The organism is Microbulbifer echini, from assembly GCF_041447225.1.
Lineage (GTDB): Bacteria > Pseudomonadota > Gammaproteobacteria > Pseudomonadales > Cellvibrionaceae > Microbulbifer > Microbulbifer echini.
Genome location: NZ_JBGMEL010000012.1, coordinates 148,756 through 164,642 on the forward strand (window position 1 = coordinate 148,756; position 15,887 = coordinate 164,642).

General features: G+C 42.4%; 12 protein-coding genes. 8 read left to right on the forward strand and 4 right to left on the reverse strand.

The annotated features are described in order from the left end of the window. Nucleotides 1-1,250: 1,250 nt before the first annotated feature. Nucleotides 1,251-2,279 carry a patatin-like phospholipase family protein gene (locus ACCI51_RS13345; protein ID WP_371843998.1) on the reverse strand — a complete coding sequence of 343 codons (1,029 nt, stop codon included), beginning with the start codon at nucleotides 2,277-2,279 and terminating at the stop codon, nucleotides 1,251-1,253. 677 nt (nucleotides 2,280-2,956) lie between these two features. On the opposite strand from ACCI51_RS13345, the gene ACCI51_RS13350 reads away from it, so the two are divergent. After that, complete coding sequence (locus tag ACCI51_RS13350) at nucleotides 2,957-4,903, forward strand: aconitate hydratase (RefSeq protein WP_371843999.1); 1,947 nt, start codon at nucleotides 2,957-2,959, stop codon at nucleotides 4,901-4,903. 456 nt (nucleotides 4,904-5,359) lie between these two features. Continuing rightward, the gene (locus ACCI51_RS13355) at nucleotides 5,360-6,022 is read left to right on the forward strand and encodes a class I SAM-dependent methyltransferase (protein ID WP_371844000.1); all 663 of its coding nucleotides are present in this window, start codon (nucleotides 5,360-5,362) and stop codon (nucleotides 6,020-6,022) included. Nucleotides 6,023-6,311: 289 nt separating this feature from the next. Here the strand turns inward: ACCI51_RS13355 and ACCI51_RS13360 are convergent, their stop codons facing one another. Further along, on the reverse strand, nucleotides 6,312-7,244 hold the full coding sequence (locus tag ACCI51_RS13360) for an alpha/beta fold hydrolase (protein WP_371844001.1): 933 nt from the start codon (nucleotides 7,242-7,244) through the stop codon (nucleotides 6,312-6,314). A 170-nt stretch (nucleotides 7,245-7,414) separates the two neighbouring features. Here ACCI51_RS13360 and ACCI51_RS13365 point away from each other — a divergent pair, with 170 nt between their 5' ends. Then, nucleotides 7,415-8,131, forward strand: coding sequence for a helix-turn-helix transcriptional regulator (locus ACCI51_RS13365; protein WP_371844002.1), 717 nt, complete (start codon nucleotides 7,415-7,417; stop codon nucleotides 8,129-8,131). Nucleotides 8,132-8,275: 144 nt separating this feature from the next. Here ACCI51_RS13365 and csrA read toward each other — a convergent pair whose 3' ends face one another. Continuing rightward, complete coding sequence (gene csrA / locus ACCI51_RS13370) at nucleotides 8,276-8,455, reverse strand: carbon storage regulator CsrA (RefSeq protein ID WP_371844004.1); 180 nt, start codon at nucleotides 8,453-8,455, stop codon at nucleotides 8,276-8,278. Between the two features lie 881 nt (nucleotides 8,456-9,336). On the opposite strand from csrA, the gene ACCI51_RS13375 reads away from it, so the two are divergent. The 3 genes from ACCI51_RS13375 to ACCI51_RS13385 all read left to right on the forward strand — a co-directional run bounded on the left by ACCI51_RS13375 (nucleotide 9,337) and on the right by ACCI51_RS13385 (nucleotide 11,959). Next, nucleotides 9,337-9,489 (forward strand): hypothetical protein, encoded by a 153-nt coding sequence (locus tag ACCI51_RS13375; RefSeq protein ID WP_371844005.1) that lies wholly within the window; start codon nucleotides 9,337-9,339, stop codon nucleotides 9,487-9,489. Between the two features lie 1,027 nt (nucleotides 9,490-10,516). Next, entirely contained in the window at nucleotides 10,517-10,768 is a 252-nt protein-coding gene (locus tag ACCI51_RS13380; protein WP_299589323.1) for a hypothetical protein, read from the forward strand. 513 nt (nucleotides 10,769-11,281) lie between these two features. Next, a complete protein-coding gene (locus tag ACCI51_RS13385) occupies nucleotides 11,282-11,959 on the forward strand; it encodes a DUF7822 domain-containing protein (RefSeq protein ID WP_371844006.1) in 678 nt (225 codons plus the stop codon). 480 nt (nucleotides 11,960-12,439) lie between these two features. On the opposite strand, the gene ACCI51_RS13390 is transcribed toward ACCI51_RS13385, so the two are convergent. Next, nucleotides 12,440-13,192, reverse strand: coding sequence for a type 1 glutamine amidotransferase domain-containing protein (locus ACCI51_RS13390; RefSeq protein ID WP_371844007.1), 753 nt, complete (start codon nucleotides 13,190-13,192; stop codon nucleotides 12,440-12,442). Between the two features lie 961 nt (nucleotides 13,193-14,153). On the opposite strand from ACCI51_RS13390, the gene ACCI51_RS13395 reads away from it, so the two are divergent. Together ACCI51_RS13395 and ACCI51_RS13400 are read left to right on the forward strand one after the other, a co-directional pair. Further along, nucleotides 14,154-15,020: an arylamine N-acetyltransferase family protein gene (locus tag ACCI51_RS13395; RefSeq protein WP_371844009.1), complete on the forward strand. Its 867-nt coding sequence runs from the start codon at nucleotides 14,154-14,156 to the stop codon at nucleotides 15,018-15,020. Between the two features lie 212 nt (nucleotides 15,021-15,232). Further along, nucleotides 15,233-15,826, forward strand: coding sequence for a Crp/Fnr family transcriptional regulator (locus ACCI51_RS13400; RefSeq protein WP_371844010.1), 594 nt, complete (start codon nucleotides 15,233-15,235; stop codon nucleotides 15,824-15,826). Nucleotides 15,827-15,887: the final 61 nt, after the last annotated feature.

Consider the following 15,887-nt stretch of genomic DNA (forward strand, 5'->3'; position numbering starts at 1 on the left):
CTCAAAAAGGTTCCCAGGATAAAAAATAGAGACCCTCATTGTATTTTACCTGGTGAAGAATTTTTCATGGATACCAGTCACATTCCCACAAACCATCTAACTCCAGAATCAAAAATCCTCATATTTACTACCCAATAGGAAGTGACAAACGACCCTGCCGTTACTCCCAGTGCCACTTTGAGTTGATTGAATCCCCACTGCTCTCGAACCCCCAAATACACCAATATTCCTATGGTAATCATCATCATTGGTTCGTAAAAATATCTAATTGGCGCATCGAAGGGAAATAGGAATACGCCGTAGATTAATCTACCTAGACCTGGGGGAAGTATGGTGACTAAGCTTAACATCATACAGAGCATATGTTTTTTGGGGGATTTGCGGTGCAGAAAGCCAGAGAATAGAAAAAATACGAAGAGTGGTAACAAGAATAAATCAACCCAGTATACAAGTCGGAATATATCGCTCTTAGCCAGAGTTGACTCAATCGTACTAAATAATAGCCATGACGAGGTGCCTATGAAGAGTATTGCTACAGGTAGAGATAGCCAGCCTAGATATTTGTGAAGAGATCTGTTGCCTTTGAGCATTAAGTATGGCTGACCACACATGAGCGTGATCCAAAGAAAGGAAGCTAGTCCATGTATATGATGCAGCGAAGATAAGCTTTTATAAGCTATAAAATAGCTGGGAGCAAAGCCAAGAATAATTACTACGGATAGACTACACATCCAAAAGAAAAGAGATCTGGGGCTCAAATATTAGTCCTTTTGTTTTAAATACTTAAGTTTTTTGTTACTGCTTACTATGTGACTCACGGTAGAGGAGTCTTGTCGGTCCATGTCTTATAATACTGGTTCGATTATCATGAGGCATGGCCTTGCCGATCTATCTAGACTTGAATTGAGGGGGAAGTTGATCGACTCGACAGTCATACTGCTTGACTCTGGTCTAATTAATTCTGAAGGGATATGTTATCGGAGCTTCGATGATAATGCCAATTTTGATAAAGTTATCAAAGTGCTTGGTGGGAATATGAGGGCTGATCGAGAAGCTCTAGGAATCTTATTAAAGGAGGTCATATTAAGAGAGGCATCTAGCAGTTAGTATCATGCTAGGGATGGATGAGAGTTATCGGCTCGAATTTACCGGCTGTTCTGGGAGCGGCGCCACAAGCACATAATTTTTGTTCGCTGAATTTTATGTAGCTTGGTTTCAAGTAATAACGTCTGAATCAGAGTTTTTGATGATTACCTATTGTATTGCTGATACTCATGGCTGCCGTGAGTGTTTACCAATGTGAACGCAATTTCATCTAATTCATGATCAAAATCCTTTGCATTCTGTTGTCCCGATTTTTTTAATTTCCTTAGGTTTTCTGCTGAGGCATTATCCATTGCGGGATCAGCATTATATAGGTTGGGCTGAAGCCTATAATACTCAGTGTTTTCTACCGTAGATGTAATTTGTTTTAGGTAGTAGTGGGTCATCTGGGCCCCTCCGTTCAGTGCAATATCAATGGTAGGTCTGGTCCAGTTAAAAATGCCCCAATCTTTTACTTCTTTGTATTTGTAGCTTTTTAATTGTTTGCCAGTCCCAAGGGAAACAATGATCATATCCTTAATTCCGGAGATGCCAGTAAACTTAATGGCTTCTGAATAGGCGCATAAAGCTGGATCACTGGCTACCATGCCGCCATCGACCAGGGCATATTTTTTATTTAGTGGCGGTAGTGAATAAATGCGTGCGGGTTCAAAGTAGGTTGGTGCAGCGGTACTACCTCTCAGAAGGTCTCTTACCAGAAAGTCTTCCTTCCTTACTATGGCACAGTGCTGCCTGAATATGATTTGTTCACGCTTGTTGATGTCATAGGAAACAAAACAGGTGGGTTTTAACAATTTGCTTAGCGTTGTTTTACCAAAATACTTCTTTAATACTCTTTCGAGCTCATGGGTAGAGTATTTTTCTCCCCTTAAAAGTTTCAATTTATCGAAATAAGGCCAGGTTCCACTTTCAAAAACCTTATCACCTTCTTTCAGGTAGATATTGACTGCCTCCTGAGCTGTAAATTTTGGCTTTCCTTTCTTATTGGGGCATACATATGCGGCGCCCAATACTGCGCCGGTGCTTGTTCCGGCTATCAAGTCAAAATATTCCCCTATTCTGGCGTCAGGGTTTCCTGATTTCACTTTGAGCTTATGTTCTAGTGAGACCAATATCTCTCCAGGTAATATACCCCGGATACCCCCTCCATCAATAGATAGAATTCTTATCGCCACTGTTTTCTCTCCTCGACACCATTGATTGAGTACGATTCCAGAAAGATAGCACTAGGATCAATAGCTAATACTGTATTTGTCTGCATGCTAAATATGTGTCGAAAAGTTTGTTTAGATCAATAGTATATATTTAACAGTAGTATTTTATTAATGAAGTGGCTGTATAAACATCAACTCTATGGGGAAATTACTCAGTGCAGAAGATAGTTGATCTGCACATAGTATGGAACAGGGGGTGGCTATGAGTCTATTGTGAAAATATAATAGACTTTCCCTACTTTTTTCTAAGCAGACTACAAGCCCAACACATCAAGCTCGCCGAGGTAAAATTCATTCTCATCTTATGGCCGAAATAGGAAACGGATATAATTCCTTTTTATCCCAGAGATATGAACAGTCGACAATCCTATCCACACAGCGCCATGTTGGTGGATAGGTTCAGTCCATAATAATAAAGAGAGAAAATATTGATATCCAAGGTGCTGATTAAGTTAGTGCCTCTTCGCGATGACAGAAGGCTGAAGGATATCGCTCAGACGCCTATTTAGCCTTATGAATAGGTCAGAATAGATAAGCCAACATAATATCTATCAAAGGTCGAACTACAATGATCATGGTCTGGAAGCGTCGCAGGAGGCGTTTCCCAACTTAAGGCGTTTCACTTAAGGGTATCCATTATGGCTATGAATCTCGCGCAGAAACTGATCCAGAGCCATCTCGTGAATGGCTCATTAGAGCCCGGCAGCCCAATAGAGATAACGATAGATCAAACGCTGGCACAGGATGGTACCGGTACTCTGGTCATGTTAGAGCTAGAGGCGCTTGGTTTATCACAAATCAAGACTGAGCTTTCCGCACAGTATGTAGACCATAACCTTCTACAAACGGACTACAAAAACGCCGATGATCACCTGTTCCTGCAAAGCGCCTGTCGCAAGTTTGGACTTTGGTTTTCACGTCCTGGTAATGGCGTAAGCCACCCGGTGCATATGGCTTGCTTTGATATTCCCGGAAAGACGTTACTTGGCGCCGATAGCCATACCTGTGCAGCGGGTTCTATGGGCATGCTGGCCATTGGTGCTGGTGGCCTACAGGTGGCCATGGCCATCGCTGGGGTCCCCTTCGCGCTGAAAATGCCGAAAGTACTCGGCGTAAAGCTTGAAGGTACATTACCGCCATGGGTTAGTGCCAAGGACATTATCCTGGAAATGTTACGCCGGCAAACGGTCAAGGGCTGTGTGAATAAGATTGTTGAGTACTACGGCCCAGGCCTCGCCAATTTGACCGCGATGGACCGCCATGTGATCGCTAATATGGGGCAGGAGATGGGTACCACTGCCAGTGTGTTTCCTGCCGATGAAGCTGTCAAAGCCTTCCTCAAACAGCAGCATAGAGAAAGCGATTATGTAGAAATGAAAGCCGATGAGGGTGCGAGCTATGACGAAGAGGATACTATCAATTTATCTGATCTTGAGCCGCTAATCGCCTGCCCATCCAGTCCAGACAAAGTGGTAACCGTACGTGAGGTGGCGGGCCGTCCTATTTACCAGAGCTATATTGGCTCTTCTGCTAACCCGGGGCTGAGGGACTTCGCTATACCGGCGCGTATTGTCGCAGGTCGTCGTTTAGCCGACGATGTCTCTTTTGATATCAACCCAACCTCGCGCCAATTACTCGAAGAGCTTAGCCGGAGTGGCGATCTCACAAAACTACTTGAAGTTGGTGCGCGCTTGCACCAGACAGGCTGCGGCGGCTGTATTGGCATGGGGCAAGCCCCCGCCACTGGCCGTATCAGCCTACGTACTGTGCCACGTAACTTCCCTGGTCGATCCGGCACAGCAGATGACCAAGTCTATTTATGCAGCCCTGAAACCGCCACTGCTAGTGCACTGAAGGGCGTGATTACCGATCCTCGTGATCTGGACATGGACTATCCCAGCTTTAGTGAGCCGGAGTATCTGCCAGATATAAGACCTTTACTTCAGCCACCCCAAGAAATCCCTGTAGCAGTTGAGCTGATTAAAGGTCCAAATATCAAGCCGTTGCCAAACTTTGAAAAGCTTCCAAAGACCTTAACGGGCCCGCTATTACTGAAAGCGGGTGACAATGTTTCGACAGATGAAATACTGCCTGCCGGAGCTGAAATTTTACCTTTGCGCTCAAACATCCCCGCCATTAGTCGCTATACATTTTCACGTATCGATGAAACATTTTACCAGCGGGCGATAAAACTGAATGGTGACTGTTTTGTTGTTGGTGGTGAAAATTATGGGCAAGGCTCCAGCCGTGAACATGCAGCGGTATCATCACGATTTCTTGGCGTAAGGTGCATAATTGCAAAAAGCATGGCTCGTATCCACCGCCGTAATCTCATTAACTTTGGTGTGCTGCCACTACTTTTTGAGAGCTTTGATGATTACGATCGACTTGAGCAGGATTCAATCCTTGAGATTGATAAGCCAATAACACAACTTAAATCAAACAATTCTGTAAAGCTTTTGATTAAGTCATCTGGCGAGAGCATTACTCTGCGGAGTGATTTGTCAATAGATGAACTCGAAGTGCTAGAGGCTGGTGGCATGATTAATCAGGTGCGAGAAAAGTATCTGAGTAATGGAAAATAGTAGATTTTAAGCGATCGAAATTTCTATTGGTTCATGCTATATCCCGATAGAATCCTCTGTAGAAAACCGGTTACTGTCAGATAAAGTTAAAACTACTTTACGAGTAAGTATTTGTTGCCTGATACACCTGCGACTAAAAAGTTAGGGTTTGCGCTGATTTATCTCTTCAAGAATTGTGCTGGGTTCTACAAAAATTCTTGATTTTTTCTTGATAAGTTTTTGATGTGCAAATTCAAAATGCAATAGAGATTAAAGTGTGCTTCTGTACTCAATTATTTAGACGTAAGAATTGTATTTTATACGTAAAAATAATTTTATTGCCATACAGCCTTTTCACAAGAATAACTATTCCTCACCGTCTGGAGCGCGATTTCTCGTTTCCATCAAAGAAGTGGTACCATGGTATTATAAATTTGATCGATATTTACTTTCCAGTCAGACTTGTAGGAGAAATACATGGCGGTAACAAAAGAGGTGGAGCAGGGGCAGGCTGTTTACTCCAAGCCCGTGCTCTGGTTATATGATCTTTGGGTTCTAGGATTATCCAATCGATACATCTGGCGGTGTCCTACTGCAGATATTCTCAAGCACTTCAATCGGCATATTACGTCAAACCATTTGGATGTTGGTGTTGGAACAGGGTATTTTCTCGACAAGTGCCAATTCCCTCCCGGTGATGTAAGGCTGGGTTTGATGGATTTGAACCAAAATAGCTTGGATGTTACTGCCGCTAGGGTTGCTCGGTATAATCCGCTTCAATTTCGCTGTAACGTGCTAGATGAAATAGACATAGCCGCTGGAAAATTTGAGTCAATTTCTCTAAATTACTTGTTGCATTGTCTTCCTGGAAAATTATCTGATAAGCTGTCTGCCTTAGATCACGTTAGTACACTGCTTGCTGAATCAGGTGTTGTATTTGGCTCAACTATTTTATCAGCGGGTGTGCCTAGAAATACTGTGGCGAAGAAATTAATGCACATCTATAACCAAAAGGGTATTTTTTCAAATGTTGAAGATTGCCAGGGAGATCTTCAAACCTATCTTGCGAATAGGTTTGAAGAGTATCAAATAGAAATAAAAGGCTGTGTCGCGCTATTCAGTGGAAAAAGAAAAATCTAATTTGAGTTAGTTCAAAGCCGAACTGACAAGTCACCATTTTAAAACAGGTAACTTTCATATCAGGTCTGAACGACCAAAATGTAACTTTGCTCGATAGTTGTCGCTATTTAGGCCGGCATCCACCTGTGGTCTCTATGACATATTGGTTAATTTCAAGATTAGTTTTAAAGGTTGTGCTTGGTAATAATTGGGGCAGTGTAATATTAGTTAATTAACACATCTATAATCTTGTACGCTTAAAATTTACACTACCCTCTAAGAATTATTGCTATTCGCATTAGATGGTATCCTATTGTTCTAACCACTTTAAAATTACTTGATTTGTTTCTTCTGGCTCCTCCTGTTGAATCCAATGGCCACAATCTAGGCTGACAACATCAACATTAGGAACGAATTCTTTTAGATTGGCAGACTTCGAGATCAAATCACGATCGCCGTAAATCATCAGTGTTGGCTTTTGAATGATTGGCTTTACATCCGCCAAGATCTGCCAATTGCGGTCAAGGTTTCTATACCAATTAATGCTACTCATGAACCCTGTTTTCTCAAATGCAGAAATAAAAACAGCCAGTTCGTTATCACCCATTAAGGGCTCGCCAACTGGCGCTTCTGCTCTGGCGAGATCGATCACTATCATTCCAGGTTCTGGTGGTGCTGGAGGCATATTCTTACGGAATATATTGCGAAGGAATTGGGTAGTATTTGCGTCTAACACAGCGTCCGCGATGCCTGGCTGTCGGTTAAAGTGAACGATGTAATAGTCGTTTCCTAGAAATTCTTCCATAAACTCGATCCAAGGTTTTTCTGTTCGGGCTTGATAGGGCAGTGCTAGGTTTATAATTTGTTTAATACGGTTTGGATGTAATAGCGCTATGCCCCAAACCACCATTGCACCCCAATCATGACCGATAAAGGCGGCATCTTGGTATCCGTAATGATCGAGAAGTGCGACAAGATCGCCGGTTAAGTGTTCAATGTCATAGCTGGTTACTTCCGTTGGGCAGGATGAGTTGCCATAGCCACGCTGATTGGGAACGATAACGTGGTAGCCCGCTGTGGCGAGAGCGGGTATTTGGTGGCGCCAGGAAAAGGCATGTTCTGGCCATCCGTGACAAAGCACAATGGGGTTTCCTATGTTCTGTTGGCCTGCTTCAAAGACCTCTAGCTCAATGCCATTGACTGAGATAAGAGTAGGTTTGGGGAAATCGGGTATTCTAGACAATTTACTTTCTCTTTTTTGGCGAGGCCCAGAGAGCTGCTATTTACCAGCAGGCTCCGCTTTCTATCCTTGAGGGTTGTTTCAACTTCAACATCCCTTTGCTGGATCGTTAGTGCATAGGCTAGAATCTAATGGTGCCAAAAACTGTCACCATTAATTGATGTCCATGTAAAATGAATGTACGTCTCCGACAAGACGCCATAGTGCGGAGCCTTCGCCGAAAGGGCACTTTAACGATTGCCGATTTAGCCGCTGAAGTTGGCGCATCCAGGCGCACAGTGCTGCGTGATATCAGCTCATTGCGGGATGAGGGCTTTGTTATCCATTCTGAGCCTGGCCCGGGGGGCGGCCTGCAACTTGATCCGCAATCGGTTCAAACCACAGCTCGGCTCTCGGTCGCCGAGATTTTTGCGCTGCTCATTAGTGTTGCATCCGTGCGTGCAGCAGGGAGTTTGCCCTTTTCGGATCTTGCGGATGCCGGGCTTGCAAAAATAGAGAAGGCTTTGCCTGTGGATAAAGTACGTGACCTACGCAGGTTTATGGATTGCCTGTACATCGGTAAGCTATCACCGGAGGTAGACATATCTAATGTCGGAGAGATGTCGCCCTTACTACTGCCTATATTTGAAACAGCTTTTCTCCAGCGACTATACCTGAGCTTCCAATATCGTGATGCGAAAGGGGCAGTAACTAACCGGGTTGTTGAACCGCAAGCTATGTTGATCTTGCCACCCTTATGGTATCTGGTAGCTTGGGACCCTGCTCGTAATGGCTTTCGTCATTTTCGAATGGATCGGATTAGTCAACCGGAATACATTCAGGATAAAAAATTTCGAAGACGACATATAGTCTTCGAAGATAGCGTATCTCCAATTCGTAATAATCGCTGAGTTTCAAGCTGATTGAGCTTTTGGCGGTAAGTATGATCGCTCGCGCGAAAGGCCAATAATTGGTGGCAGTGTACCCCTCAGCTTACTCGACTCTGCCCCCAATAATTGGTCCACGTAATAAGGTGAGTTTTCCGCTCACAGAGTTTACTTGCCGATCTTGTGTTCCTTCTGGATACGTTTATAAATTTCTTCCCGATGAACGGCTAAAGATTTGGGGGCCTTTATTCCTACTTGTACTTGATTGCCTTTAACATTCAATACAGTGATTGAGACATTAGCCCCAATTATGAGGTTTTGCCCAATTCGGCGAGTCAAAATCAACATATGTTATTCCCTTATGATACTCAAACTATGGGTGGCCTTTCCGCAATGGGAGAGCTTTGAAAGAAAGTTGAAGAGTGGTTGCGGGGTGGGGCACGGGAACGGTAGGCATAAAAGTAGAAAAGACGGACACAACGCTGCCAGAACTTGAGAAAGTGCCTCAAGTTACTGAATGTGCTCCACTTTATTGAAGACGAGCGGGTTTCTAGCGTATCATCCATACAGCCATCTTGATAGGTTGCTTATCAATTTGGTTAGCTGGCCCCTGGTGTTGGTAGCACCTTGGGTCAGCGACTTTTACTTACTTTTATCTCACGCTACTGTTCTCCTTTGAGGGAATAGGCTATTTATAAAGTTCTTCAATATTTTGAATTCGACTTGCTCACAAATAACGCCGCTCAGCAGCGATCAAAATATCGAGAAATATTCACTTACCCTACGCAGTTTTGTTACTGAAAACAATCTGAATAAATTCCAATAAGATAATTTCTGCGCCTATCTTTTTAGCTGTATTTATGTTTTTAAAATGTATTAGCTATTGTTCGAGGATAATATTCTTGGGAACATATTCGGCGAGATAAAATTTTTCAGAATAGCTTAAATAATCGGTATAAATCGCAAATATCTCCTTTGATTGTTGTAAACAAGTAGCCGCCTAAGTTCAAGGATGGTTTTTATCTTTCTGTTTTATGTGTGGGACTTCTGATCGCAATAAATATAGTCGCGAATTGAGATTAACGAAATGGCGCAAATTGAAGTGGTCTCTTTCATCGTAAGGTTACAGCGGGGCAGGATGTGGAGGAGGTACTTCAGTCCTTGAGTTAAAAGTTATAATCTAGGCAACAATATAATTTATAAATGTTTAAAAAATAGACGATATGGGTATGCAAGATATAGAAAGCCGGCTTCTGAGCATCAAACAACAACTTAAACAGCTGAGACGTTTGGATAAGGATTACTCTCTCTTTGGTGCAGAGCGCTGGAAATACAACTTCCGTCGGTTTTCGGAACAAGAAGTTAACGGTATCGAGAAGTAGTACAACATTTCTCTGCCGCAGGAATTTCGAGCCTTTCTTCTTGAGATTGGCTTTGGGGCTGCGGATTCTTATGGTGCTAACGTAGAGGGTATTCCGTACTACTACCAGGATGACGAAGATGAATATCCGATGTCAGCAGGCACCATTGATATTGCAGAAATAGGCTGTGGCATTGAATTTATGTTAGTTATTAACGGTGCTCATAGGGGAGAAGTATGGGTTACTCAGAGTTACCGGGAACCACAGCCGTGGTCTAGTAGCTATCTGGACTGGTATGAAGGCTGGCTCGTTAAAAGCCTCCAGAGCTTAGAGATACCGCAGCATACCCCCAAAGACTGACCGCCAAAGCCTCCCATAAACCACTACCGATAGCAACTTGCTACACATGTCCAGGCATATTCTTTCTGCTATTTCCTAGGGTGGGTTGATCCATGCACCCATATATTCCTTATCGTCACTTCTTCACTTAATCAGGTTTTAATCAATACAGCAGGCCGTTGATCATTTGTTGTTCGGTATGCACTAAGAGCCTTGACTGTGGTGTACAAAGCGATTGCCAGTACTGCGGAAGTCTACATCCGTGGCTATAGCAAAACAGTTAACTTCCACCCCAACTGCTTGATAAGACAGGTAATTTTTATTCGGAGAAGGGTGATACCGACGAAGTGGATTCTGAACTGGCGCCGATGTTGACTTGACAGTTCCCGACCCTCTTACCGTATACTGTATGTATGTACAGTAAAAAGGGGGTGAATATGAGGGCCAGAAATATCGTCATCGACGGAGATCCGATTCAGATATGCCGTTACCGATCGGGTTATAACAACCGGCCAATGTACGCTATCTGTATCCTTAACTATACAAAATATGTACGCAGCTTTTCGGTATCAGTAGATATGGATCTACGTAAGGAGTTAGAGCTGACTTTAGTGCAAATGCGGAGAGTTGAGCGCAGTATCAATTATATGGCAGTCCCAGCTTAAGGATGTAAGACCTTAAGCTGTTTTTACTGAAAGGGAGAAATATTATGGGAAGAAAAATCAATCAGTTCGCAATTTTTGCCGAGCGGATACATTTAATGAACGGTGGAGCAAAAAGCTTTAGGGATTCTGCACCCACAGAAGAAGCCGCAAAGGAACTGGCAGAAGAAATTGCTAAATCTGACAAAGCGCTATTTTATTCTTGGTTACAAATTCTCGATATAATGACCGGGAGTTATACAGAATACTCAATCAAGAGAGGTGGGGTATTGGAAGAAAGGGAGTGCCAAGAAAAATAGGAGCCTGGTAACTAAGATAGACTTAATGAAGGAAGACAAAGGATAGGAAAAGTAAGTAATAGTTACATGTATAGCGTGAGTAATTTAAGGTTCAGGTTAAGGTAGGTTGTGGTTTGATAATCTCCCGAGTGACCAGAGCTATTTGCAGGTGGTAAAATTGAGTAGCTCTGGCTGCAGCACCGCTAGAGAAGTCCAAAGCTGAAATTGATTAAAATCAATTTTCTGAAAAATATCGTTAAAATAAAGCCCCTTTGTACATAATCAGGCTCAGTAGTGGTAGAGTCTAGTTCTAACAGAAATAGAACACTGGCGGTCAGTACCTAACTGACCCATCTACTCAATTTTACGAACGAATCGATGGTTATTAACAACTAACTGGGTGGTTGGCACATAAAGTTAATTTCACGCTCGACTTTCTAAGCCCAGGAAGTTTCAATCCAATAACTTTTTAAGCAGAAAAGGCATGACAACGATAACGTTGTGCCGTTGGCAGTATTTATAGGGAGCCTCAAAATGGCAAATCGTTCTTATCTTTATAGCCTTAGTAATCAACCTAAATCCTATTCAGACCGCCCCGAGAGTATCTCAGGCTTATCTGAATGGCCATATAGTATTCCCTTCACTTATCGCGTGCTAATGTCTGGGAATCCCAAACTGTGCGCGTCACTGGTCTCGGATGGCTTTGAGGACGATTCACCCGATAATAAAACTCAACTTTATGCTATTAGTAGTGACTTTGAGGCAGGATTTGCGCGGTTAAAGAAATTTGTTGAAATTCTACGATTTATCAGCAAAGACATTACGGATCTGCCGGATTCAATGCTAAATGAAACGTTAGAATTCCTTCAAAAACATAAAAATAGGTATCTACTGCTTGAGACTATCGAGCTGGACTGTATGGATGAATCTGAAGAGTCAGTCCTGCGTGGCTACGTTGAATCCGAAATTATCGCTTGCCGTGAAGCTGGAGCTGCTATTGATGCACTTCCTGAAGACCCAAAGGTTTCGGCTGATATCGTAAAGAGGGTAGCAGAAAACAATTCAGAATCTACTTTAAGTCCATTTTATGGGCTCCAGTTCAATGGTAAATTTGACAACGTTGAGAGTGAGCCTCCGCTGGGTTTGTATTGGAGTGATGTTCTTTATTACGAATTAGAGAGCAAAAAGGAATTTGAAGAGTCTCTTGAATAATTGAATATCGAGACTCTTGTTTCCACTTAAAGAAATGCTGATCCGGTTTAAAAGACTTGTATATCTTTACCAAGGTAATGAATTGGGCCAGCGCTACATCTTTGTCCATATAAAGTACGATATGGAAATGGTTGCTTGATACTACCTATGAGGTGGTATCAAGAACTAACTTTCCAACATCCCATACTAAACTCAGCCCAGTTATCATTTATGGTAGAAAAAAGAATGAATAGTGTAAGAATAAAGAAATACATCTTCTTCACAGTTGGATTCTAGCCTCTATAGGTTTAGGGTTGAGGTGGCCACAATTGACTGTAATAAGGAATGACCTCTAGTGATATTATGGCACTGTGAGGAAGAGGCATTGGTTGCCTCCCCCTATTTATCAGGCTGTTTATACAGTGCGCGTCCTGTATTTATGTGGTGTCGATATGAGGACGTTTGTTGTTACTGTTCTTGTGGATATGTAGAATTGTTATTTTATACACCATTCAGTTTGTTAATGATCGCTTGGGCTAGTTTTTTGGCAGATGCGGGGTTTTGTCCGGTAATAAGTCGATCAGATACAACGACATTTTCTTTCCATGCTTCGCCGTTTACATGAATAGCACCTTGCTCTACTAGCTTGTCTTGTAATAAAAAAGGAATAATATCAGTTGTACCCAGGGAAGCTTCTTCTTCATTGGTAAAAGCAGCAATTCTTCTATCTTTAATTAAGAGACTTCCGTCAGATAGCGTAATATTTATCAGCGCTGCATTGCCGTGACATATGGCGGAGACAATACCTTTACTTTCATAGATGGCTGAAGAGATTCGGTTAATGTCGGGGTTGTTGGGAAAATCCCACATAGGACCTGAGCCGCCACTAAACAAAACTGCCTGATATTCACTGGCGTTGATATCGGCCAGTGCAATGCTTCGTATTACCTTTGACATTAAAACCGCATCATTTAGAAAAATCTCGTGATAGTCGTCGTGCTCCTCAAAAGCGTTGCTGTCTATGGGTGCCACGCCGCCATCAATGCTGGCCACATCTACCTTGATACCTGCGTTGACAAATTCATAATAGGGGTGAGTAAGTTCCGGCAACCAGAATCCAGTTTTCTTGCCAGTATTGCCGAGGTCACTATGGCTAGTTAATACAATGAGTACTTTCTTTTGTTCATCTGCCTGGTTATACCCGCACATCAAAATTAGTAACATTAACGCGCTTAAATTAATGATTTTCTTCATGACATATTCCTATTAAATTGGCCTTTATATGTTAGGTGTTGCTCCAACAGAGGGTTCTAGTATACGAAGCCCGGAAGGGAATCTAATTAACCTAGGTTTATTGCGCTAAAATCTACAGAAGATAAGAGATCTGACGGGATTAGATGTGCGATTGGCCTGTCAATTTGGGCTTGATCCATGTATGTAAATGAGTAAGTGATTGTCCACTGCATATATTGATTCACTTATAGTTAATGAACGTGATTTAAAGGCAGTGTAGGAATTTTGTTGGCAAAATCAGGCTCTTGTTGACAAGTGTGAGCTAGCTGCCTACTAAATCTGGAGACCAATTCCTGGGGAAAGTTACCACTTGAGACAGCGGTACTTGATGAGTGGGCGAGGCAGTGAGAGCCCAGTCAAAACTTCTCGTGCCGAAGCAGGAGAAAATAAAAGAGCTTGAGGACCGGAATTAGCAGCTGGCGCGGGAGATGGAGAGGCAAAAAAAGCCACCGCCCTGTTGATATCCAAGGGGCCTTTCACCGTTGCCAAGTAACCAAATCATGTTTGGTGGTGTGGTGAAACTTCATTTAGCTTGATTCATTTACGCTGGTGCTATCGCGCAGCCTGTTTACGTATCCCTTGTTGCGTAGGCAATCACAGAATGGCTGGGTTTAGCGTCGATGCTAAAGGCCTCGGAAATGACCTGGTGGAGTGTAGTCATCTTGTATAGCGTTCACTGTGATCAAGATAGTTGGTACACAATCCGCAAGTTGCAGCAGTATTGGATACCATCACTTGGATTGGCTTCCATCGCCAGGCAACTAGGGGGGCCTCGATATCTAATCTTCTAATACGCTATGGCAGGTCTCTATCCACACAATGCCGGTATACCGCCCGCAAAGGTGGGGACGTACCAAGCCAGCTGCTAGGAAACAGGTAATCAATACATGCTGTACTAAACCTAGGTTAAGGATGGTGAGCCATGGGTACATTATTATGGCTTAAAACTGAAGTAATGAGGAAAAAAATGACAGGCATCAATTATTCACGCCAACAAATAACCTCTAAATACCTTGCAGATCTTGGGTTGTCTCTCGAAATTAGAGATATAGATTTTCTCGCTAAGCTTCAAAGTAAGCATATTGCACGTTACAGCTTCAATAGCTTAGCCGTTGTTTTAGGCCAAAAAATCTCTTTAGACCTCCCGATGATCTTTGACAAAATTGTTGAAAGGAAACGTGGAGGGTATTGCTTTGAGCATAACAAGTTGGTATTTAACATATTGGAAGAGCTTGGGTTTGAAGTTCGACTACTGTTGGCAAAAGTCGTTAACGGCAAATCTCTAGATGTACCCAGAACACACAGAGTCAATTTACTGAACTTCCAAGGAGATAAGTATATTGTTGATGCCGGTTTTGGGTTCCAAGGCCCTTTTTATCCTATAAAGCTGGAAGTGGGCTTAGAACAGAGGCAGGGCGATACTTGTTACCGTGTACTAGCCCACGAAAATGGTGACTATTGCTTTCAGATATTAAAGGATAATGAATTTCTGACTCTGTATACATTCGATCTTCGCAATTATAGTGAGGCTGAGTGTTTGCCTGCACATTTTTATTCTTGTAACTATCCAAGTGCTGTTTTTGTCCAAAATCTAGTGGTCAGCCGCAAATGCTTTGATGATGTGAAATCGCTGCGCAATGGTGATTTTTATAGAAGGCATAAAGGTAAAGCGCAAATAACAAAAGTATCAAGTTCTAAAATTTTGCATCGAATTCTTTCTGAGGATTTTGAATTGGATCTGGATTTTGCAGTGGCTGAGTTTCTATATTCCAAGTTTATAGATGAGTAACTGTTTATTTTCAGGAAATTTAAGTTTAACATTTAAATGAGTTAGATAAGCTGTAAGTAGTGCTAAGGGCTCTCTAAATAATTCGATCCTATTTTTTGGTATTCAGTTAACCTTCAACATGACGAAATACTAACTCACTCTGAGAGTGTGGCTGGCATGATTGCTGTATTTATGGCATTGTGCCGACTATCCGCCAGTAGAGATGTAGTACTATGAATATACAAAAACAGATGAATAATTTTATTGACTATTTTTGTAGCCCTGGTAGTAGCTTGGAAGCTTCTGATTTCAGGAAGTATGGTTTAAGTGGTGAACTAAGACATTTAAAAAAGGGGCAGTATCTAATCAGGCAAGGGCAGCCAGCGCCGAAAATATATTTTATGCTAAGTGGATATGCTCGATATATGAGTGTTTCCTCGGAAGGAAAAGAGTTTACACAGTCTTTTGCCTGTGCTCCTTGTGTAGCAGGGTCAACTCGCGCCATGGCCAGGCAGGCCAAAGCGTTGTTCAGTATTGAGGCTTTGGACGATGTACTCTGTTTGGGCTTCGAATGGCCTGATTTTTTTGAGAAAATGAAAGATCAACCTGGCTTTTTGTTGGCTCATAGCACTTTGCTAGAAAGTATGTTTATTAAAAAGGAAGAGCGAGAATATTCATTCGTTCAGCTAAGTGCTGAACAGCGATATCTTGATTTTCTGGAACAGAATCCTCAGTTACGTGAAAGGCTTCCGCTAAAAATGATAGCGTCTTACATCGGTATTACACCTATTGCATTAAGCCGTATCCGTAAAAAGATCAATGGCTAAAGATATTTTCTTGGTGCCATCATACTATTCTAGTCTGTGGTGAGGAAGTTATATCCTAGCT